Below are 24483 nucleotides of genomic sequence, written 5' to 3' on the forward strand. Positions count from 1 at the left end.
CCCTGCTCAGGATGCATCTCAGAACCGGCTCGGACAAAGGCCGGACTACGGGTGGCATCACGTTTCGTGATCGGGAGGGGGTTTGTCAATGCGGGTAGTAACCAAGGGCAGATCCCTGGGGAGTTTCGGGCGCGCTCGTGCTCAGGCCTCGGGCGGTCCTCTGGCGCGGGCGGAGGAGATTAGCGACAGTCGTCGGCTGGGTGTCTCTGCTTGCTTTGCGTGATCGCGGGCGGTTCGCCCTCGGCCCCCTGAACCGAGCAAGGAGTCTGTCTTGGCGCGTCCCGGTGACTGGTCGCCCCTGGGTCTGGGCGGCGACCCGACCCCCGGCGACCCGGAGGTGGTCGACGGCATCGTCAAGTACATGAAGCTGATCCAGCAGGCCGCGACCGACGCGGACCAGGGGATCAACAACATCATGTCGGGCACCGGGGACGGTGCCTTCGTCGGGCGGACCGCGGACTGGCTGCGCGAGGAGATCGAGTCCAAGACCAAGACGTTCCTGTCCGCGGTCGCCGATGCGTTCGAGACCGCGGCGCCGGCGATGTCCAGCTACGCGCAGAAGCTGCGGGACGCCCAGGCCTCCGCCGACAGCGCGCTCTCGCAGGCCCAGGGCCTGGACGAGGACGACACCAAGCGCGAGACGCTCAAGCAGCAGGCCGAGAACGCCAAGGCCGACCTGGAGTCCGCGGCGAGCACGGCCTCCTCGGCGGTGGACTCGGTGGCGCACGCCACCAACCCCTGGGCCAAGAGCGCCTGCGAGCAGTTCTGGGACGCCTTCTTCTGGATCGTCCTGCTGATCACCGTGGTGGCGATCTTCGTCGGCGGCCCGCTCGGCCTGATCGCCTTCGCCCTGAACGTGGTGCTCGCGGTGAAGGAGATCGTCGACTTCGCGCAGGGCAACAGCAGCATCGGTGAACTGCTGCTCTCGCTGGTGGGGGTGCTGTTCCCGAGCACCCGGGCGCTCAAGCTCGGGGACCTGGTCTCCTCGATCAAGTCGGCGACGGCGGCGATCGCCAAGGGCACCTGGGCCGGCCTGAAGGGCCTGGGCAACGGGATGCTGAACATCTTCCGGAACCTCACCTGGTCGGGCATCACCAAGAACGTCAGCAACTTCGGCAACGTGGTGGTCACCGCGGTCAGGACCGGCGCCGCCTGGATCCCCAAGGCGGTCGTCGGGGCGGGGGCCTTCGCGCACGGCCTGGTAGCGCTGCCGAACACCTCGATCTCGGCGATCTCGGCCGGGTTCGTCAACGGCCTGGGCAAGCTGGCCGGTGCCGGGGTGGCCAAGCTCAACAGCGCGCTCGACGGCTTCCTGAACAGCCGGTTCGCCCAGCTGACGATGGAGTCGCTGGGCGGCTGGCAGGCGCTGCGGATCTTCCTGCCGATGGCCGGGCACGAGATCCGGGGCCTGGGGGTGCTGAACGCCTTCAAGATCGGGGTGCTGGGGCGCGGCCTGAACATCGGCTCGTTCAAGAACATGACCCTGCTGGACAAGATGGGCGACACCGTCCAGGTGGTCAAGGGCGTGACCATGACGGGCGGGGGCGTGTACGACGCCTGGTCCAAGGTGATGCACCCCGAGATCATCACTCCGGGAGGCGCTTCCACCGGCTTGGGCAACGCGCTGCCCGACCTGTCCCGGCCGGTCACCGAGATGCCGCCGATCCGGGTCTCGGACGTGATCAACCGGATGCCCGATGTCGACGGCTCGCTGCTGCGCGGGCCCCGCGGTGACTTCGGCAGCGTCAACATCGGCAACAACACCACGATCGCCGACCTGAACAACTCCAGCTGGCAGGTGAACGGCGCGAACTCCTCGTTCTCGGCCAATGCCAGCGGGATTCACGTACCGAACAACTCGTTCTCCTCGCTGGGGGACGTGGGCGGGGCAGACCTGCGGCAGTTCGGCAGCATCGATGCCATCGCCAACGCCGGAGCCCAGATCAGCCCAGCGTTGGGTGAGGCCGGGGCCGGGGCGAGCAAGCTGGTGCTTCCGGCGGCCGGTGGTCTGGGTGCGGTGAAGATCCCGGGGCTGGTGGACGGTCTGGGCAGCGCGGGTGCGGTCGGCTCGCTGAAGGCGATGGGCGATCTGGACGCCCTGACCAAGGTCGGCAACCTGAACCAGCTCGGTGACCTGAACAAGCTGGGTGGCACTTCGGTCCTCACCGACGGCAACGTCACCCTGAAGCCGGGCGGCCTGCAGATCACCGACGGCAGCGGCGCGGTGAGCAGCCTGGCCGACCTGAAGGTGACCAACAGCGCGGGCGTGACTTTCGACCTGGGGAGCATGAAGCTCACCGACGGGGTGGCCATGGTGAGCCCGGCCGGTCTGCGGGTGGACAGCCCAGGCGCCGGCCCGATGCGCTTCAGCGACGGCGTCTCTTCGGTGGACGTAGGCAAGCTGCAGATCAGCAACGGTACGGGCAACGCGATCGGGCTGAACGAACTCAAGCTCACCAACAGCGCGGGCGTGAGTTTCGACATCCACAGCCTCAAGCTCACCGACGGCGTGAATTCCGTTGACCTGAGCGCCAACCTGCGCGTCGTCGACGGCATCGGTGGCGCCACCCCGATCAACGGCATCACCGGGCTCACCGAGCATCTGTCCACTCCGGGCGGTCTGCAGAGCATGCTGGGCCTGGATCAGACCACCGCGCTGAACGGCATGCAGAACATGTTCACCGGCGCGACCGGGCACAGCCTCGGCTCGGTGCCGGGCGGCTCGCTGGGAAGTAGTTCCGGCGGAAACGCTCTCAGCTCGATCCACAACGCCAAGCTGCACGCCGACCTGAGCGACTTCGCCGTCCGTGAGCTGCCGAAGCTGATGGACCGCGAGTTCCAGGTGCTGAAGAAGACCGACGAGGCCGTGCAGATCAGTCTCTCCGAGGACGCGATCACGCACATCGGCAACAACCTCACCGGTGGCGCCGCGGCCGGCCGGCCGGGATCGTTCGACCTGCCGAGCGTGCGCCCCAGCGGTGATATCTCGTTCAACAGCGGGCCTGCTCGCCAGCCGCTGATCCAGGACGGCGTGCACATCGAGCCGCAGGTGGCCAAGCTCGAGGCGCCGGGCGTCAACCGGATCGAAGACGCCCTGGCCCAGCTGGCCGACGTCGATGCTCCCCGGCCCAGCACCGCCGACTCGGCCAGCGCGCATCTGGGAGACATCGACGATGCCGGTTCGGCGGTCGGTGCCCGTCCCGACCTGGCCGGGGGAGAGATCCCGGTGGGTCGGGCCGGTGAACTCGGGACGGATGCCCAGCCTTTGGCGGTCACGCCCGAGGGGCGGGTGGTCGACCCTTCGGTGAACCCGGCCAGGGTGCAGCCGGAGATCCCCAGCCCGGCGGTGCCCAAGCCTCATGCGGGTGACCCGCTGGCCGAGGTCAAGCATCTGGCCGACCGGCTGTTCCCGGGCAACGCCGATGCCGTGGTCACCTACCAGGCGGCTCAGGGGCTGCTGCACCAGGCGCAGGCGGCCAGAGCCGCGGGTCTGGAGGCCGGAGCCACCGGGCAGGTAGCCGCCCAGCAGATCAACGACGTGGTGATCGCCGAGCGTCTGGTGGCCAAGGCCGAGCAGCAGCTGGCTGCCCAGGGTCTCGACGGGGCCCAGGTCGATGCCCGGATGGCCGAACTGGACGCCGCCGACGTCAAGTTCGCCGAGGCACAGGTCGAGATCGACATCGCCGCCAAGAAGCAGATCGATGCCGTGCGCGACAGCGAGTTCAGCGGGGCGCCGGTCCCGGCCCGGGGCGACGAGATGTTCCAGGGGCCGGGGGAGTTCCAGCCGCACCGGGCGCTCGGCCTGGACGAGATGGAGTGGCGTGGGCTGGAGAAGGCCCAGGCCGAGCTGAACTTCAGCAACCTCAAGGTCGACGAGCAGACCCTGAAGGCCACGCTGGACTCGCTCGGCCTGGACCCGGCCACCTACCAGAAGTTCGTCGAGGCCCGCGACCTGGGCCCCTCACCCTCGCAACTGCAGGCCTACCGGGACGAGGCGCCCTGGCTGCGGAACTCGCTGAGCGACGCCGACATCCGCAAGGCGATGACCGAGACATCCGGCGACCGGTTGCTGCGCGAGGCGATCCACAACGACGACTACGCCTTCGGTGACCTGCGGGAGATGGTCAAGGCGGTCTGGCAGGACTTCGTGGTCAAGGCCGGTGGCGATGCCGACCTGGCGCTGGACCGGCTGACTTATGTTCAGTGGCAGAGCAATCCGCTGCACGCCGGTCAGCTTCCGGAGGGGATGGAGGCCGGTGATGTGGCCCGGCTGATCCACGGCCGGGACAACGCGGTCCGGCTCAGCAGCGAGTCGAACGACCTGCCCACCACGGCCGGGCGGGAGGTGGACCCGCCGGGCGGCGTCTCCCTGGACGGGTTGTCCAAGGTCTGGGGCGATGTGGTCGACCTGGTCCGGGCCAACTACCGCGACCTGGAGTTCACCCCTGGCCTGACCGGTACCGAGATGTCGGCGAAGCTGGACGAGGTCGTCGCGCGGATCGGCGATGGACTACCGGAGTTGTTCGCCCGGCAGGCTCGGTTCGAGGATGAGCTGATTGCCCAGCTGCCCAAGTTCGACGCCATGGCCGAGAGCACCCGGGGCCAGGCTTCGTGGGGGATCGGCGACGGGGCGCTGGACCGGGCCCGGATCAACTTCGCCGGTGAACTGCGCGGCGGTTTCAACCAGACCCTGCGGGACCTGGACATCCGGTTCACCGGCAGGCCGGCGGACGAGTTCCTGTCCGAGGCCGACTCTGCGCTGCGGGCCGAGTTGTTCGGTGACGCGGCACTGCGGGCGGATGCTGCTCCCGAGCCGTACCGGGGCAACCACCCGTACGCGGCCGGTCTTGAGCATTTCGCCGATCCGGCCACACTGAACAAGGCGATCGGCGAGGAGGCGTTCCAGAACTGGTCGTCCAAGATCGACGAGATCACCGCGAACATCCCCGACCGGCTGCGGTTCGAGGGCGAGGCGACGGACGCGCTGGACGACGCGGGCCGCCGCTTCCACGACCTGGCCGAGGGGGCCAACGCCGACCAGAAGCTGATCGACGCCATCGCTGCGGATCATCGGGCGAACACCGCGGTCGCCTTCCACGACGCCTACGGGGCGGGTGGTAGCCGTCGCGGCTGGCTGGATCACGAGATGGGCAGCGGAGACGCGTTCGGGGGTGGGCGTTCGGCCCAGGCCGACTGGCGGGCCAACGACTCCTGGGACTACCGCCCGGTCGGTCCGGGTGATGATGCGGTGTCTGCGGGCCCGGTGTCGGGCCACAGCGCGATGGACGATCTCGACGCCGGGGTCGGGCGAGCGACCCCCGACACCGCGGGCGGGGTTCAGATCGAGCAGGTTCCAGGCCCGAACCTGGACCAGGTCCAAGAGCTGGTCCAGGTTCCGAAGCCCAGCTCGCTGGCTGACGAGGCAGCGCAGACTCCGGCGCCCAAGCCGTTCACCGAGACCACCGCCCGCCCGGCTCAGCTCCCCGAGAGCCCGTTCTCCACCGGCCGGCAGCTCTACGCGAACCCGGCCGCCGCGATCGAGCACGACGTGGCGATCTTCGAGTCCCGGTTCGCCCAGGCCGGGGTACCGCAGGCTGTTTCCGACTCGGTCCTGGCCAACTTCCGCACTCAGGCCGCCGACCTCGCCCGGCTGCACCAGGCCAGTGGCCACAGCCTGGAAACGGCGATGAAGAAAGGGGTCTCGTACGCCGGATCGGTCAGCGCCCCGGTCAACCTGCACTTCGCCTACGAGCAGCTGCTCAAGCAGCCGCAGGCCTGGAGCACCTTCCACCACCGGGTTGAGCAGGTCGCGCACCGGCTCGAGGGCACGGCCTTCGCCAAGCTTGACGCAGCCGACCTCGGGCACCTCAGCCCGGCCGAACAGCTCCAGGTGCGCAGTGACGCCCTGGGTTCGGTCGCCGACGGGGTGAACCAGGTGATGAGCAGGCTCTACACCACCCCGGGCTCGATCTTCGCCCGCGCCGACGCGGCCGGGATGGACCTGGCCTACCTCGCCCCCAAGGTCGAGGGAGCCCTCGAGCAGCTGCTGGCCGGCCCGCCGCCGGTTGCGAACCTGCAGAGCCTGGACGAGATCCAGTCCTGGGCAAGCGGTCTGCAAGCGCACGCCGATGCCCGGTTCGCCAAGATCGACCCGGCGCCCTACCGGCAGGACCTGATCGCCCAGGCGCAGAGCGACTTCTCGGCCGGTCTGGGCCGGGCGGTCGAGGAGTTCAGCGCCAACCTGGGCGCAGGCGCCAAAGTGGTTCAGGTGCAGGCCGATCTGCTGGTTCAGCTGCGCGAGAACCTGACCGATGCGTACGTCTCGCCGCTGTCCGGCGCGCAGGTGCTGCACGACCTGGCCACCGGCCGGACCAGCTGGGCCCAGGCGATGATCGACAGCCTCCCCGGCTCGCCGTCGCTCAATTCGCTCGAGCTCACCACGGTCGACGGCCGCACCGTCCTGCGCCCGTTCGAGGCCGGTGACCTTTCTCTTGGCGCCCCCGCCCGCGAGTTCACCGTCGACGGCCCGGTGCTGCACATCGAACCCGGTGCCAATGGCCAGGTTCCGGGCCTGGCCCAGGTGGCCGACCTGATCGAGGCGTTGCCGCCCCTCCTGCGTCCGCACGACTTCGCCGTCCACCCCTCGGCGCCGTTCACCGCCGACGAGCTGCGCATTGTGCTGGGGGCTGACCACACCACCGTGGAGCCGTTCCCCGCGCCGCGGGTCCAGGAGCTCTCCGACCAGGAACTACAGACCACCTTCCAACTGGGGACGTTCGACTCGGCGCTCAAGGGCACCGACGACTTGGGCGCCTGGTGGCCGGAGCAGGTCTTCTTGGGTGCCGCGCTGGCCAGCGGTCTGGCCGCCGCGCTGCGCCCCGAACTCACCGACCTGGCCCGCTACGTGGTGTTCCGCAGCTCCGGCGACGGGCCTGCTCCGCACTCGTTCAGCCAGGACCAGCGACAGCGCCGGCTGGACAGCGAGGTCGTCCCGGTGGTGACCGCCCTGTTCGGCGCCAACCAGATCGGCGAGGTCACCCAGGACCTGGTGCAGCGGGTCAGCGGGGTCACCACCGACCTGATCAAGGCCCTGGACCTGCATCGCCCCGGCCTGCTGGGCGGCGCGCCGTTCAAGGGCAAGGCCGGGCCGCGCGTACCTTTGCCGGCCGTCGAGCACGGCACGCCGTTCGTGATCAAGCACGCCGGCTACGCCACTGGTGACCAGTGGAGTGTCCTGGCCACCCTGCTTCACAACCCGAGCGCGATGGTGGCCCTCGGACGTCCCTCGTTGGAAGGGATCGACGCGGCCACCGGACGTGCCGCCCGGACGATCTCCAGCTTCTACGAGGCGGCCGGCGTGGGCGACCGGGTGATCCCGGTCGACATCGGCGTGATGGACGATTTCGGCAAGGCCCTGAAGAAGATCGAGGGCCTGGACAGCCTGATCGTGCCGATCAACTACGGCACCAAGTACGTGGCCAAGTACACCCCGGACTTCCGCGGGCAGTTCCGCGAGACGTACAAGCAGGCTCTGCGGATCGACGCCGGCTCGATGGCCGGGCGCAACCAGGACATCGGCGCCTACCTGGGGGAGAAGGGGATCGCGCTGACCCCGGGCACCGAGGTTCTGGTGCTCTGGTCGCGGTTCAGCGGCAAGCGCGGCAACGCCCACCTCGAGCACGACACCAGCCTGACCGGCGTCCGGCAGATCCTGGACCATCTCAGCACCTCGGTCCCCGCCGGTGGGCAGCGCCTGGTGGTGATCGCCGGTGACCGGCATCCGCAGTGGGGCCGGCAGAGCGCCAAGCCGGCCGAGTACTTCGGTGAGCTGGCCCAGGGGTACACCGATGCCCTGAAAGTCGTCGACCTGACCGAGTTCTGGACCGACCCGAAGGCCGCCCGGCTCCTGGACCCGGCGGCGAACCCGGCCCTGACCAGCGATCCGCGGGTCAACCAGCTGGGGGTGTTCGAGTACCTGCACCAGCACTCCAACCTGCAGCACCTGGGCTTCCGCAGCGGAAACCTGGAGGCCTACACGCTTTCCGGGCACAAGGTCAGCTACCTGGAGGAGAACTTCTCGTTCAGCGGCGACCGGATGAAGGCCTGGAGCAACCTGGGCTATCAGCGGATCACCCTGGAACAGTCGCCCACTCGCAGCGGCCAGCTGTACAAGGTCGACGAGCTGGCGCTCCGAGGAGTGAACAACCCGCAGCTCAAGGGCCTGATGGAGGCCACCGCCGATGCGCTGTACGTGCTCGATCACCTGGTGCGCACCGCCGGGGCGAAGAACGCGTTCAACGGCACGGCCAAGGCGCTGCGCGAGTTCCGGGACAGCGGCTTCCGCAACCAGAACGGGAAATGGCAGCAGGAAAGCCGTTTCGACAACCTCTGGGGCGGGTTCGAGGCACTGCGCAGCAGCCCGGAGTGGGCCGACGACACCGTCGTGCGGGTCCGGCCGCAGGACAAGCCCGAGCTCTCGGCCCGGATGGACGCGTTCGCCAACCAGCTGGGCTGGCACAAGGACAACGGCGACTGGGAACTGGACCGCTCCCGGGCGGTGTTCGACGACAAGGCCCGCCAGCCCGAGGTCCTCGACAACATCCGCCGGCTCACCGAACTGCTGGACCCTCTCTCCAAGGACCGCTCGACCTGGCTGGTCAAGCTGCGGGCCGATCTGTACCAGGCCGGGGACGTGGCGCAGTGGAAGGCGCTCAAGGAACCCTTCACCGTCACCCGTGGCTTCACCGACAACGACCTGACCGGGATCGGTGACCGGCTGCAGTACAACTGGTCGAGCGCCGCCCCGGCCCATGGGCTCAAGCGGGTGGCCTCCGACCCGGACCTGGGTCAGCAGCCGGCCAAGCGTCACCAGATGTCTCTGCTGGAAAGCGTCTTCGACAAGGTCGGGAAGCAGCACCGGGGCCTGGCCGGCCCGGATCTCGACTACGTCCGCGACGCCCTGCAGGAACTGGAGCGGAACCCGGTCCAGGGAGTGCCGGGCGACTCGATCTCGCTGAGCCGGGAGATCTTCCGGCGGTGGGCGCTCGAGAACGGTCTGCACAACTTCCGCGAGGGCCTACCCGGCGGCGCTCCGGCTCTCCACGAGCAGCAGTTCGCGGGCTCCCGCTCGACCCCGCTGACCGAGGCCCAGCTGCTGGCCCGGCCCGACGTCCCGTTCACCATCACCCACCAGGGCATGGCCACCGGCGACCAGTGGGGCATCCTGGCCACGCTGCTGAACAACCCGAGGGCCAAGGTCGTGCTCGGGATGCCGCTGGCCTCCGGCCCGGACGCCGCGATGCGCCCGCTGGCCCAGTCGGTCCTGGACTTCTACCGGGCCACCGGGGTCGGCCACCGGGTCACCCCGATGGACGTCGAGGCGATGGGCGACCTCACCCGGACGGTCCGCAACACCTTCACCGCGGACAACCACGTCTCGGTCACCTTCGGCACCCGCTACGTGGAGCAGTTCGCCGAGGACTTCGGCGAGCAGTTCAAGCAGGCGCTGCGGATCGACTCGACCTCGATGGCCGCGCGGGGTCCGGCGATCGGGCAGTGGCTGTCCGGCAAGGGGATCAGTCTCGGGGCGGACACCGAGGTGCTGGTGCTGTGGTCGCGGTTCAGCGGGAAGAAGGGCAAGGCGCACGTCGAGCACGACACCAGCCTGACCGGGATCACCCAGCTGCTGGAGGACCTGCAGCACTCGGTCCCGGCCGGCCGGGACCGGATCGTGGTGATCGCCGGGGACCGGCACCCCGAATGGGGCAGCACCACGAGCAGCAAGCCGGGCCACCACTACCAGCAGGTCGGGGACGCCCTGCGCGCCGGCGACTTCCGGGTCGTCGACCTCACCGAGTTCTGGAACGACCCGACCAGCGCCCGGCTCATCACCCCGGGGGCGAACCCGCACCTCACCAGCGACGCCCGGGTCAACCAGCTGGGCATCTACGAGTACCTGAACCTGCACGCGAACACCCAGCACCTGGGTTTCCGCAGCGGCAACCTGGAAGCGTTCGTGCTTTCCGGACACCAGGTCTCGTACCTCGAGGAGCCCGGCTCGATCAGCGCCGACCGGATGCAGCGCTGGGCCAACCTCGGGGTCAACGAGCAGATCAACCCGCCGCACGACCTTGGCCGCGAAATGCGTTACGCTCGGCTGCAGGTGGATCGTTCGCCGACGCTGAGCGGGCAGTTGTACAAGCTCGACGAGTGGGCCGCCCAGGCGTTCAGCGATGCCGCCAAGGCCGCGCACACCAGTTTCTCGTACATCGCCCGGATGCCCGAGGACTTCGACCAACTGGTGGCCGGCGTCCGGGGTTTCCGCGACGGTGGTTACCAGAAGCCGGACGGTTCCTGGCAGGCAGTCAGCGGTTTCGACGAGCTGTGGTCCGCTTTCGGCAAGTTCGCCGAGAACCAGTACACGCCCTACGTCATGCGGCTCACCCCGCCGGAGAAGGCCGACCTGCCGGTCCAGCTGCGGCAGCTGGCCGACCAGCTGGGCTGGGACTGGAGCGCCAACGGCTGGGACCCGGCGCGTGGTTTGTTCGAGCGGGACTGGGCCGGTCTGCAGGAGACCCTGCAGACGATGAGCCGCGTCGACGCCCTGATCAAGCCGTTCGGCGATGTGCAGTCGGCCTGGATGGCGACCAAGCTGCGGCCCGGCTACCTGCAGGGTGGTAAGGAGGCCTGGCAGAACTTCAAGAACTACTGGGCCGGGACGCTCGGCTACCAGAAGGGCTTCACCCAGGCCGATCTCGGCCTGATCCGGGACCAGCTGCGGGACAACTGGTACGGGCCCCGGCTGGCCGGTGACGAGCTGCGCACCGGCCTGCTGCTGAACGACCCGGAGCAGGTGCGCCGGCACTTCCCGGAACTGGGCTCGGTGAACCCTGAGCTCGGGCGGGGTGGCGAGTACGCGGTCAACTGCGTGATCTCGTTCATCACGATGTCGATCGCGGTGCGTGAGGGTGAGGCGTTCCAGGCGCCGCCGAGCGAGATGTGGTCGCGTACCGAGCTGATCAACTGGCAGGGCCAGCAGTTGGGCTCTTCCGACGGCGCGAAGGTTTTCCGGACCGACTCGGTGGAAGACGTTCGCGCGGCCATGCTGGCGGCGGGCAACGGTTCTCAGGCCGCCCTGGTCTTCGAGGTGCCAGGCAAGGACTACGGTCACGTGATCAACGTGGTCACCCGGGCCGGCGAGGTGTGGTTCCTGGATGCCCAGGCCGGTGCGACCGCGGTGATCCCGGACGGCGTCAAGGAGTTCGAGTTCTGGCCGATGTCGCCGGGGATCGCCGACCTGCAGCGTCCGGTGCCGTCCGCCGAGCTGACCGATCTGCCCTGGCTGGGCACACTGGACCAGGCCGAACTGCTGGCCGAGCCGGACGTACCGTTCCTGATCACCCATCCCGGGATGGCGACGGGTGATCAGTGGGGGATCCTGGCAACGCTGCTGAACAACCCGAATGCCACGGTGGCACTGGGTCTTCCGGCGGCGAACGGCCCGGATGCGGCGATGCGTCCGCTGGCCGAGTCGATCCGCGACTTCTACGCCGCGACCGGGGTGATGGACCAGGTCGTGCTGATGGAGACCAGAACGATCGGCGGGCTCACCAAGGCCGCCCGGAACGCCTTCCCTGACCAGGACCAGGTCTCGGTCACGTTCGGCACCCGCTACGTGGAGCAGTTCGCCGAGGGCTTCGGCGGGCGGTTCAAGGAAGCCCTGCGCACCGATCCGGCAGCAATGGACGCGCGTGGCCCGGCGATCGGGGAATGGCTGGCCACCAAGGGGATCGGTCTCGGGCCGGACGTCGAGGTCCTGGTGCTCTGGTCACGCTTCAGCGGTAAGAAGGGCAAGGCGCACGTCGAGCACGACACCAGCATCACCGGCGTCGCCCAGCTGCTGAGCCAGCTGATGGGCTCGGTGCCCCAGGGCCGCCGGCGGGTTGTCGTGATCGCCGGTGACCGGCACCCGAGCTGGGGTTCGGCCGGGCAGAAGCCGGCGAACTACTACCAGCAGATCGCCGATACCTACTACAACGGCGGCCCGAACTTCAAGGTCGTCGACCTGACCGAGTTCTGGCGCTCGCGCAGCGCTGCACACCTGATCCGGCCGCAATCGGCCCGGCCGGAGTACGCGGCCCAGTTGAGCCCGGACCCGCGGGTGAACCAGCTCGCCATCTACGAATACCTGAACCAGTACGCGCACACCCAGCACCTGGGCTTCCGCAGTGGCAACCTGGAAGCGTTCGTGCTTTCCGGGCACAAGGTTTCGTACTTGGAAGAGCCGGGCTCGATCAGTACCGACCGGATGCAGCGCTGGGCGAATCTGGGCGTCAACCGCGAGATCAACCCGCCGCACGACCTCGACCGGCCGATGAAGTACTCGCTGCTGGTCACCGAGAAGGCGCCGACCCGAGCCGGTCAGCTGTACAAGCTGGACGAGTGGGCGGTCTCGGGCTTCAGCGATGCCGCCAAGGCCGCGCACGCCAGCGTCGCCTACGTCCTGAAGGACGGCGGCGCCGAAGCGCTCCGGGGTTTCCGGGACAGTGGTTACGAGCAGGCGGACGGTTCGTGGCAGTGGTTCAGCGGCTTCAACGAGCTGTACAGCAGTTTCCAGAACTTCTCGGCAAGCGCGCAGTGGAACAGCGTGCTGCGGCTGAGTCCGGCCGATAAGACCGAGCTGGGGCAGCAGCTGGAGTCTCTGGCCACGCAGCTGGGCTGGGACCCGCAGTACCAGGGCTGGAACGACGATCTGGCCGGGTTCGGTTCGTCCGCCGGTCTGCGGACGGCCCTGGGTACGTTGCGCCGGGTGGACGAGCTGGCCTCCCGGTTCGGCTCGTACCAGTCGGCCTGGGTGACCGACCTGCGGGCCGGCTACCTGCGGGGTGGCAAGCAGGCCTGGAAGGACTTCAAGGCCTACTTCCAGATCCAGCCGGGCTTCACCGCCAACGATCTCGGCCTGATCTCCGAGCAGCTGGCCGACAACTGGGGCCACCGCTACTCGATCGCCGGTGGGCCGACCCATCTGGGTCGGGCGCTGAGCGATGACGGCCAGGTCCGGGCGGTCTTCCCGGAGCTGGCCTTGGTCAACCCGGAGTTGAAGCTCGGCGGCGAGTACGCCGTCAACTGCGTGATCTCGTTCATCACGATGTCGATCGCGGTGCGTGAGGGCGAGGCGTTCCAGGCGCCGCCGAGCGAGATGTGGTCGCACGCCGAGCTGATCGCCTGGCAGGGCCAGCAACTCGGCCTGCCCGAAGGAGCCACGCCGAAGGTCGTGCGCACCGGTTCCCTCGAGAGCATCCGCGCTGCCATGCTGCAGGCCGGCGAGGGCAGCCAGGCCGCCCTGGTGTTCGATCTCCCCGGCCGCGAGTACGGCCACGTGGTCAACGTGGTCACCCGGGACCACCAAGTGTGGTTCCTCGACGCCCAGGCGGGCCGCGCCGCCCGGGTGCCGGAAAGCGTCCGTACGTTCGAGTTCTGGCCCATGTCGGCCGACATCGAGAATCTGGCCGACGCCCGTCCGGTCCCGGTCGAAGGTCTGACCGATCTTCCCCGGATCGGTGCGCTGGACCAGGCCGAACTCCTGGCCGAACCGGACGTGCCGTTCCTGATCACCCATCAGGGCATGGCCACCGGCGATCAGTGGGGCCTGCTGGCCACCCTGCTGCACAACCCCAATGCTCATGTGGCGCTGGGTATCCCGGCCGCCGACGGCCCGGACGCGGCGATGCGCCCGCTGGCCGAGTCGATTCACGACTTCTACACCGCAACTGGCGTCAGCGGCCAGGTGACCCCGATTCACGTCCGCTCGATGGGTGAGCTGACCAAGACCGCCCGCAACCGCTTCCCGGACGCCGAGCAGGTCTCGCTGACCTTCGGCACCCGTTACGTCGAGCGGTACGCCGAGGACTTCGGCGAGGAGTTCAAGCGGGCCCTGAAGATCGACACCAGATCGATGGATGCCCGGGGCCCGGCGATCGGGGCCTGGCTGAGTTCGCGAGGGATCAGTCTGTCCGCGAACACCGAGGTTCTGGTGCTCTGGTCGCGGTTCAGTGGCAAGAAGGGCAAGGCCCACCTCGAGCACGACACCAGCCTGACCGGCGTCAGTCAGCTGATCGACGACCTGCGGGGAAACCTGACTCCCGGGCGCGAGCGGATCGTAGTGATCGCGGGCGACCGGCATCCGAGCTGGGGCGCTCCGGGGCAGAAGCCCTCCGGCTACTACGGTCAGCTCGCCGCTCAGGCCAGTGGGCCGCAATTCCAGGTGATCGACCTGACCGAGTTCTGGAAGAGCCCGGACAGCCGGCCCCTGATCACCCCGGGCGCCGACCCGCACCTGACCAGCGACCCGCGGGTCAACCAGTTGGGCGTCTACGAGCACCTGCACCGCAACGCCCGGGTGCAGCACCTGGGCTTCCGCAGCGGCAACCTGGAGGCCTTCGTCCTGGCCGGGCACCACGTGTCCTACCTGGAGGAGCCGGGCTCGATCAGCACCGAGCGGATGCAGCGCTGGGCCGACCTGGGGGTCAACCGGCAGATCAACCCGGCGCACGACCTCGGCCGTTCGATGCGCTACGCACTCCTGGTGATGGAGAAGGCCCCGACCGTCGGCGGCCAGATCTACAAGGTCGACGAGTGGGCGGTGCAGAACTTCACCCAGACCGCCAAGGACACCCACGCCAGCCTGGCCTACATCGGCCGGGCCGACGCCGCCCAGCAGGCCGAGGCCGTGCAGGGGTTCCGCGACAGCGGGTACCTGAACAGCCGGGGCGAGTGGCAGTGGGCCAGCGGCTTCAACGAGCTGTGGTCGGGCTTCGAACGGTTCGCCAACAGCCCGGAGTGGGCCTACGTGCTGCGGCTGACCCAGGCCGAGAAGGCCGAGTTCGCCTCTCAGCTGCAGCATCTGGCCGGTCTGCTCGGCTGGGACTGGAACGCCGGGGCCTGGGACGACTCCCAGGCCCAGTTCACCACCCGCTCCGGTCTGGGCCGGACGTTGCAGACCATGGCCCGGATCGACCATCTGGTGGAACGCCTGGCCTCGTACCAGTCCGCCTGGATGAGCGACCTTCGGGACAGCTACCGCAACGCCGGCGAGCAGTCCTGGACGGATTACAAGGCGGCGTTCCGCTTCCAGCCCGGCTTCACCGCCCGCGACCTGGAACTGATCCGGGGGCAGTTGCGGGAGAACTGGACCGGGCGGCGTTGGCTGGCCGGAGGCGAGCACCGCGCCGGGCAGTTGCTCGGCGACGACCTGCGGGTGCGGGAGTACTTCCCCGAGCTGGCCCTGGTCAACCCGGAACTGAACCGCGGGGGCGAGTACGCGGTCAACTGCGTGATCTCGTTCATCACGATGTCGATCGCGCTGCGCGAGGGTGAGGCGTTCCAGGCGCCGCCGAGCGAGATGTGGTCGCACGCCGAGCTGATCGCCTGGCAAGACCAGCAGCTCGGGACCACCGCAGTTTTTCGCACGAGCGATCTGGACGAGATCCGCGCGGCCATGTTGAGCGCCGGTGAAGGTGCCCAGGCGGCCATGGTCTTCGATGTTCCGGCCCGTGGGTTCGGGCACGTGGTCAACGTGGTGACTCGCGGCGGGCAGGTGTGGTTCCTGGACGCTCAGGCCGGTGGCGTGGCGGTGCTGCCGGACGGTGTGAACGAGGTCGAGTTCTGGCCGATGTCCGCCGGTATCGCTGATCTCGGGCAGCCGGTTGCGGCCGACGAGCTGCTGGACCTGCCGCCGATCGGTGCGCTGGACCAGGCCGAGCTGCTGGCCGAGCCGGACGTGCCGTTCCTGATCACGCATCCCGGGATGGCGACGGGTGATCAGTGGGGGATCCTGGCGACGTTGCTGAACAACCCGAATGCCACGGTGGCGCTGGGTCTTCCGGCGGTGAACGGCCCGGATGCGGCGATGCGTCCGCTGGCCGAGTCGATCCGGGACTTCTACGCGGCGACCGGGGTGATGGACCAGGTTCGGCTGATGGAGGTGCGCTCGATCGGTGCCCTGACCCGGGCCGCCCGTAACGCCTTCCCGGATCAGGAACAGGTCTCGGTCACGTTCGGCACCCGGTACGTGGAGCAGTTCGCGTACGGTTTCGGTGGCCGGTTCAAGGAAGCGTTGCGGATCGACCCGGTCTCGATGGCCGCGCGGGGTCCGGCGATCGGGCAGTGGCTGTCCGGCAAGGGGATCAGTCTCGGGCCGGACGTCGAGGTCCTGGTGCTGTGGTCGCGGTTCAGCGGGAAGAAGGGCAAGGCGCACGTTGAGCACGACACCAGCCTGACCGGGGTGGCCCAGTTGCTGGGCGATCTGATGACCTCGGTGCCGCCGGGGCGCCGGCGGGTGGTGGTGATCGCCGGTGACCGGCACCCGAGCTGGGGATCCGCGGGGCGCAAGCCGGTGGATCACTACCAGCAGCTGGCTCGTCGGCACCACACCCAGGACTTCCAGGTCGTCGACCTGACCGAGTTCTGGCGCTCGCGCAGCGCTGCGCACCTGATCCGGCCGCAGTCGGCCCGGCCGGAGTACGCGGCCTATCTGAGCCCGGACCCGCGGGTGAACCAGCTGGCGGTCTTCGAGTACCTGAACCAGTACGCGCACACCCAGCACCTGGGCTTCCGCAGCGGCAACCTGGAGGCCTTCGTGCTTTCCGGGCACAAGGTCTCGTACTTGGAAGAGCCGGGCTCGATCAGTACCGACCGGATGCAGCGCTGGGCGAATCTGGGCGTCAACCAGCAGATCAACCCGGCGCATGATCCCGACCGGCCGATGAAGTACTCGCTGCTGGTGACCGAGAAGGCGCCGACCCGGGCGGGTCAGTTGTACAAGCTGGACGAGTGGGCGGTCTCGGGTTTCAGCGATGCTGCCAAAGCTGCGCACGCCAGCATCGGCTACGTGCTGAAAGACGCTGACGCTCAGTCGGTTCAGGGCTTCCGGGACAGCGGTTACGAGCAGGCCGACGGTTCGTGGCAGTGGTTCAGCGGCTTCAACGAGCTGTACGCCGGCTTCCGGGAATTTGCGGCGAGCCCGCAGTGGAACAGCGTGTTGCGGCTGAATCCGGCCGAGAAGACCGAGCTGGGGCAGCAGCTGGAGTACCTGGCCACGCAGCTTGGCTGGGACCCGCAGTACCAGAGCTGGAACGACGACCTGGCCACCTTCGTTTCGGCCGCCGGTCTGCGCAGCGTTCTGGGAACGCTGCAGCGGGTGGACGAGCTGGCCTCGCGGTTCGGCTCGTACCAGTCGGCGTGGGTCGCGGATCTGCGGGCCAGTTACCTGCGGGGTGGCAAGCAGGCCTGGAAGGACTTCAAGGCCTACTTCCAGATCCAGCCGGGCTTCACCGCAAACGATCTCGGCCTGATCCGCGAGCAGTTGGCTGACAACTGGGGGTACTCGTACCCCATCGCCGGCGGTCAGGCTCAGGGCCAGCCGCTGAGCGACGACGCAGCTGTGCGGGCCGCCTTCCCCGAGCTTGCGGCGGTGAACCCGGAGTGGGAGCGCGGGGGCGAGTACGCGGTCAACTGCGTGATCTCGTTCATCACGATGTCGATCGCGCTGCGCGAGGGTGAGGCTTTCCAGGCGCCGCCGAGCGAGATGTGGTCGCACGCCGAGCTGATCGCCTGGCAGGGTCAGCAACTCGGGACTACTGCTGTCTTCCGCACGAGTGATCTGGACGAGATCCGGACTGCGATGCTGGCAGCCGGTGAAGGTGCCCAGGCGGCATTGGTGTTCGAGATCCCCGGCCGCGACCACGGCCACGTGGTCAACGTGGTGACCCGGGACAACACAGTCTGGTTCCTCGACGCTCAGGCGGGCCGGGCTGCCCGGGTGCCCACCGACGTCCATACGTTCGAGTTCTGGCCGATGTCACCGGGAATCGCGGATCTGGCTGGAGCCCAGCCGGTTTCCCTGGACGAGCTGACCGCCCTGCCTCAGATCGGTGCCCAGGGCAGCGAAGCGTTCGAACTGCAGACCCTGCAGCGGGTCGAACCGGCTGTTGCCCAGCTGCCCGTTGGGTTTGCCGAACCGGTCGAGCTGCCGGTGGCGGGTGCGCACAGCGAGCAGCAGTTCGGTTTCGGCCCGCTCGGTTTCGCCGAGAGCTTCGGTGGCAACCGCTTGGCCGATGCCGCCTTCGTCGCCCAGGTCACGAACTTCGAGACTACCCCGGCCGTGCTCGGCGCGCTGCAGGGCGCCCTGACCACGCGGATCGCCGAACTGGGGGACACCAGCGCGGTGCAGACCATGCTGGAGGGCGCTCTGGTCGTGGCCGCCGCCGGGCACACCCTGACGCTGAAGCTGCAGGACGTGGACCGGGCTCAGGCCCGTCGGGTGCGGTCCTCGCAGCAGCCGCAGCTGCGTTTCGGCGAGAGCCCGGCCGGACCGCTGGACTCGCTGGTCTCCCGTTCCACCGCGATCTCGCAGGCGATCACCCGGACCGGCACGTTCGACGCCTCGGTGTGGACCTCGGTGCTGCAGGGCAACCTGGCCGTGGTGCCCAGCGGCGGCATCAGCGGCTCGTCCACCACGTCGCGCACGCAGGGCTTCACCCTGGACTCCTCCTCGAACGAAACCATCGCTCCCGAAGGCGAACAGGCCTACTTCGACCTGCCCGCCCGGCTGGTGTCCGAGGTGCGGGTGGACGGCACCCGCGGCGTCCGGCACCGGATCACGCTGAACGAGTCGCTGCGGGTGTCCTTCCCGGAGACCGTGGCCGACTACCGGCCGGAGCCCGGCCCCTGGATCACCGGTTCGCAGTCGCGCCCGCTGACCGGCGCGCTGAGCACCGTGCTGCCCGGCTTCGGCGCGATCGGCGGCCTCGGGCAGCTGAACCAGGCGGTCCAGAAGGCACTCTCGATCGTCGCCGGCTCGGCCGCGGCCCAGGTGATCGACCACCGGCTGGCCGAGGCCGCGGTGCGGACCGAGCTGCCCCGAATGCTCGGCACCACGATCGCGCTCACCCCGCTGCCCTGGACCAAGGGCCGGGCGCTGGTGCAGCACGCCGGAGCCGAGGTGCTGGCCGCGCGTCGGCTGGGCCCGGCGCTGGAGATGCCGGTGCGCACCGACAAGGGCGGCGGTAGCAACCAGTTCACCGGTACCGGCAACAGCGGCACGTTCGGCGCCAGCATCGGCCTGATGGTGAGCCCCGGACCGATCGGCGACGTCGGGCCGTACGTTGCGGTGGCCTTCCCGCTCAGCACCGGCCGGGGCGTGGAGCTGAAGAGCAGTTCCGCGCAGGCCACCGGCGATCGGGTCGGGTTCTCCGGTTCGAGCGTGCCGTACCAGCTGCAGGTCCGCCTCTCGCTGGGCGCCGAGGCGGTCGGGGCCGAACAGAAGAACGTGGGGACGTTTGCGGCCGAGGAGAAGTCGGATCTGACGGTCACGGTCTACGTGGCGGAAGAACTGGCTGATCTGTTCGAGCGAGCGCTCAAGGAGCATGCCGGGCAAGCACATTCGATCCCCCCGGCCTTGGGCGAGGTTCGCTACCCGCCGCCGGCTCTGACCGAGCCCACCGGTCCGGCCGGTTTCGCCGGGAACCTCGGCCTGAGCGGGACCCAGAACCTGGTGCGCCAGTTCAGCGGTCTGCTCGGTCAGCTGGAGGGCCAGGTGCGGGTGGATCCGTGGACCCGGGCCCAGCAGCTGGACCTGCAGGACTGGCTCCTCGAGCGGTTCGGCCAGCCCGACTTGCGCCACTCCCAGGACACGCTGTTCAGCCCGGGTGGGCGCAGCGAGACGTACGTGCGGGAGTTGGGTACCGGCGACGTTCAGCACGTCACCTTCGAGATCTCGGCCCGTCGCACCAGCCCCGAGCCGCTGGAGTCGATCCCGGTGAAGGAGGCCGCGGTCTCGCTGAAGCCGGGCGCCGGGTTCGACCTCACCTACGGCGGTAGCGACGTGACCGGCACCGGGCTCAGCGTGGGCACCCGCTGGAACTGGAGCATGCCGATCCCGGGGACCGACCGGAAGTTCATCGGCCGGCTCGCGCTGGGTTCGTCGGCCGGCCGTTCCCGGACCGACGGTGTGGACGTGACCCACTCCGGCAGCGTCACCAAGCCGCTGGTCTACACCGGCCCGGCGGTGGCCTACCAGTACCCCGGCGAAGTCACTCTGAAAGTCTCGGTGACCCGGGTGCTCTCCCGAGACGTCTCGGCTCGTCTGGTTCGAGGGCTGGAGCACGGTTCCCGAAAGCTGATGCACCGGGCGGCTCCAGATCGGGAAGCCAGCACGCAGAGCCGGTTCGGTACCGTGGCGGGTTGGTTGGTGCCGGAACCCTTTACCTCACTGAACAAGACGGAGTCGGCGCTGAAGGCGCCGGCCGCCACGCCTGAGACCGAGGAGCCCTACGAACTGGCTTCGGAACGGCTCGATCACCAATTGCGGACGCTCGCCGCGGGTTCCGAGGCCGGTACCCAGACGCTGGTGCCGACTCGCGCACAGACGTCCTGGTGGCAGTTCTCGTCCGGCTGGGTGTTCTCGCCGTTGTCCGACCCGTACGGCACCGTCGAGGTGCGCCCGGTAGACCGGGTCGCCTTCGTCGAAGGCGCGGGCGAGCTGCGCACCGCGCTGGTGGAACAGCTGGCCCGGGTCGGCGTCGACCGGACGTCGGCGCGGTTGTGGGCGCTGGCCAACATCACCGCCGAGCACCTGCGCGGGCTGTTCGTGCGCGAGGCCAACGGCCAGGCCGGTCACGTCTCGCAGAAACTGACGTTCGGCGACCGGGAGGCCCAGTACGCCCTGATCCCGATCGTGCACAGTGTCAAGGACGACGGCACCAGTGCCACTTTCGAGACCGGCGTGCAGATGGAGTACGGCGCCGCTGTGACCGCCTCGGGCTCGAGCGCGGCGACCTTCGGCCTCGACGCGAACGTGCGGTTCGGGGTCTCCCGGAGCGGGGGCGGCGCCCATGCGCGGTTCGGCCCGCAGTTCGCGCAGGTCGAGACCAAGGGTGACTCCGAAGGCCTGACCCGTTATCCCGGGCAGAGCCTGAAGGTGAAGCTCACCCACCACGGACGGCTCGGGGCGGTGCGTTGGCGGGTGATCGCGGTCTCGGCCCGTCACCTCACCGAGAGCCGTCGCCTGGACCAGCACCTCGGGGTGAAGGCCGCCGCCACGGACGTCGACGTCGCCAAGGGGATCCGGTTCTACGCACCCGAGCGCACCGTCTTCACCCTGGCGGACCTGGACTCTGTGCTGGGCGGCCTGCCTGCCCTGCGGGCGGGTGAGCCGCGCCGGCTGCGGACCGAAGCGCCCAGCGACGGGCAGCGGCTCGGCCCGGTGGGCGAGCCGGAGCGGGTGGTGCCGGTTGCCCCGGTGAGCGACATCGATCCCACGCTGGTACCGGAATACCCCCTGGTGCCGCTGCATTCGGTGACCGAGTACTTCACCCCGGCGGCCGGGGCACCCGCGTTGAGCCAGGCGAACCCGGTGCTGAAGGCGGCCACCGACCTGCTGGCCCGGCACGAGCCCGGCGCCCTGACCGGCCTCTGGCAGTTGCAGGCCCCGTTCTCCGGGGTGCGTGGCGGCCTGGACGTGATGCTCTCGCCGCAGGCCCTGAACAGCCAGGCGCCGATCCTGCGCGGCGGGGGTCTGATGCTGACCCGGGTGGACGGCACCTTCCTCGGCCAGCGCACCACCCAGCTGCTGATCCGGCTCAACCGTGACCCGCGCAACCGCGGCTACGTCACCACCGAGGGTCTGGACGGCACGATCGGCTACACCAACCGCGGCGATCAGCGCAGCACCACCACCTGGTCCACCAGCCGGGCGATCACCCTGGCTCCCGGCCTGACCGGGCTGATCGACGGTGTCGCAGGCCCGAAGTGGGTGCAGAGCCAGGCCATTGCCGAGCTGCTGCACGGCTGGAACCGCAGTGTGGGCGGCTCCACGGCGCTGGCCCCCTACCGGTACGACGGGTTCGGCCAGACCGGTGACCTGAGCGTGCTGCTCGGCGAGATCGACGTCGAGATCACCCTGGTCAGCACCTGGCGGCCTTCGCCGGTGCTGAACACCCTGGGTCTGGGCCTGCCGATGTCGCTGGCCCGGCACTTCCAGCAGCTCACCGCGGCCGGTCCGGCCGGGGTCACGGCCACGGTGGACAGCCGCACGGTCTCGCTGGGTGAGTCGGTGGCAGTGGTCACCGCGGACCTGAAGCGGCCGCTGCCCGCGGGCACCGGGGAACCGATCGTCTCCCGGGTCAGCCCTGGTTCGCTGAACACCGGCAGTACCGAGATCCGGTTCACCAGCGCCGAACTGCTGGACCAGGACGTGGTGCTGCGGATCGACCCGGACAAGGTGCGGTTCCTCTACGACGCCTGGAGTCAGGCGATCGAGCAGCAGGCCGGTTCGCCGGCGCTGCTGGCGGCCTGGGGGCAGATCGGTCAGGACGAGCTACGCACCCTGACCGACGCCGGGGTGCTGGAACACCACCTGCTGAGCACCGGTACCGGCGCGGATGTGGACCGGGCCCGCCTGCCGATCCCGGTCCGGGCCACCGGCAGCGTGTTCACCGACACCATGGCCGGCCTGTCGGTCAGCTTCCGGCTGGTGAACCCGAAGGCCTCAGCCGAGTTCCCGGCCGCGCACTTCAGCGGCCAGGCCGACGTGATGACGATGAACTCCACGCCGGGCAACCGCACGGACTTCTCCGGATCCGCGCGGGGCGGGGCGCCGAACCACTTCGCCAACCTGAACGCCGATCCGAAGCCGGCCTCCGGGAACGGGGCCTCGGAGGACTCGGTGCGCCCGATCGTGATCGCCGCGCCGATGTACACCGGCCGGACCAGGACCACGATCAGCAGCTCGCAGCGGGCCACCTCGGCGTACCAGGCCCGGTCGCTGGAGACCGACTGGTTCGGGCCGGTGCACCTGGACGCCCTGGTCACCGTGACACTGCGGACCAGCCACCAGCGGGACAAGATCCGTTACGGCGGAACCGAACTGCCGCTCACCTTCCGGGTCCGCAATCTGGTCGAGGCGGCCTACTCTCCGCAGCGCCTGCTGCAGGACGCCGGGCTGGGTTCCTGGGCGCCGACGCCGGTGCCGATCAAGGTGCCGTCGGGCTGGTACCTGCCCGCGGACGTCTCCAGTTCTGGACTCCTTGCGGTGCAGTCGTTCCCGAAGCTGGAGAACCCGGCCCTGGCGTTGCTGCACGTGAGCTTCCACCGGCCGGCGCCGCAGGAGCCGGTGCGGGTGCTTGCCTACGGTCAGGAGCTGACCGCGCGCGAGTTCGGCGAGCGGTATCTGGTCCCGATCGCCCGGCACGACACCGGTATTCGGGGGCTTGTGCTGGTCACGGACTCCTTGCCGAGCGGAACCGATGCCTTGCCCGAGATGTCGGCCGGGCTGCCCGACGGGATCACGATCGTGGCGGTGCCCGGTCCGCTCGTGGCATCGCTCGGCGAAGCGGCTGGGCTGGACGACCTGCTGGAGCTTGGGCTGTCCACCGAGGCCGGCCGGCCCAGCGCCAAGGCGCTCGGGAAACGTCCGGTGGGTAAGGGAACCGAGACTGATGAGCCGGCGGTCGCGCTCACCCGTGCTCCCGGGCCGGACGATCTGGATGTCGGTGCGGTGCGGGAACGGCTGGCCGAGCTGGCCGGACCAGACCGCTCCGCCGAACGGGTGGCCTGGTGGGCCGGACTGGCCGAACAGGCCGAGCAGCTGGCGGACGGCTCCGAGGCGGCAGCGGTGGCTCCGTTGTCGTTCGTGGCCAACTCCATGGTGGGCAACCGTCTGGCCGTGGCCGAAGGGTTCGAGGCGCTGGGCGAGCAAACTCAGGAGCAGTTGCGTTCCGAGCTGAGCGTGGTGCTGCTGGGCGCGTTGCTGCTGAGCTGGACAGCGGCCGGGGCGACCGGGCTGCCGACCCGCTCGATGGTGGCGCCGGTGGCCGAGCTGGCCGACGATCTGATCGAGCAGGTGCTCGGGCTCGGACGTCCGCGGCCGCCCGAGCGCCGACCCGAGGTGACCAGGCCGGAGCCGGTGGAGCCGGTGCGGATCAGGCCCACGGGGCACATTACCGCCACCGGTGCGGATGTGCTCGGGGCTCTGCTGGGTGGCCCGACGCAACCAGTGGCCGGTCCGGCCGACCACCCGAGCAGTCCACCGCAGGCACCCACCCCGACCACCCCGTCCGTTGCTCCTGCGGGCACACCCACACAGGTGAGCGGGACCGAGACGCCCGCCACACCCGTCCGTCCGGATCCGCTGCTGCCGCCGCCCGGCCTGCTGGGGCCGATCAAGGTCGATCCGGACGACGAGCCGGATCAGGAATCGGAAAGCGGGCCTTACGTCGCCACTGTCGGCAGCTCGGTGCTGGATGCTCTGGCCCTGCTCGATCCGGGGATCGAGCTACCGGCGAAGGCGAACGACGACGTGCACCGCTGGGCGAGCGTTGGCCCTGTCACGAAAAAGCGGAAAGATGGGGCCGACCCCCGACCAGGCAACACGGAGAGCGACGCATCATGAACGCACCGCACGGGCTCGCCGGCCGTCCGGACTCC

1 protein-coding gene is annotated in these 24483 nt (G+C 69.3%); it reads left to right on the top strand.

The window, feature by feature from the left end:
- Positions 1-271 precede the first annotated feature (271 nt).
- Positions 272-24448 (top strand): toxin glutamine deamidase domain-containing protein, encoded by a 24177-nt coding sequence (locus LR394_RS05080; protein ID WP_231439186.1) that lies wholly within the window; start codon positions 272-274, stop codon positions 24446-24448.
- Positions 24449-24483: the final 35 nt, after the last annotated feature.

This window comes from Kineosporia babensis (genome assembly GCF_021129305.1).
Taxonomy (GTDB): domain Bacteria; phylum Actinomycetota; class Actinomycetes; order Actinomycetales; family Kineosporiaceae; genus Kineosporia; species Kineosporia babensis.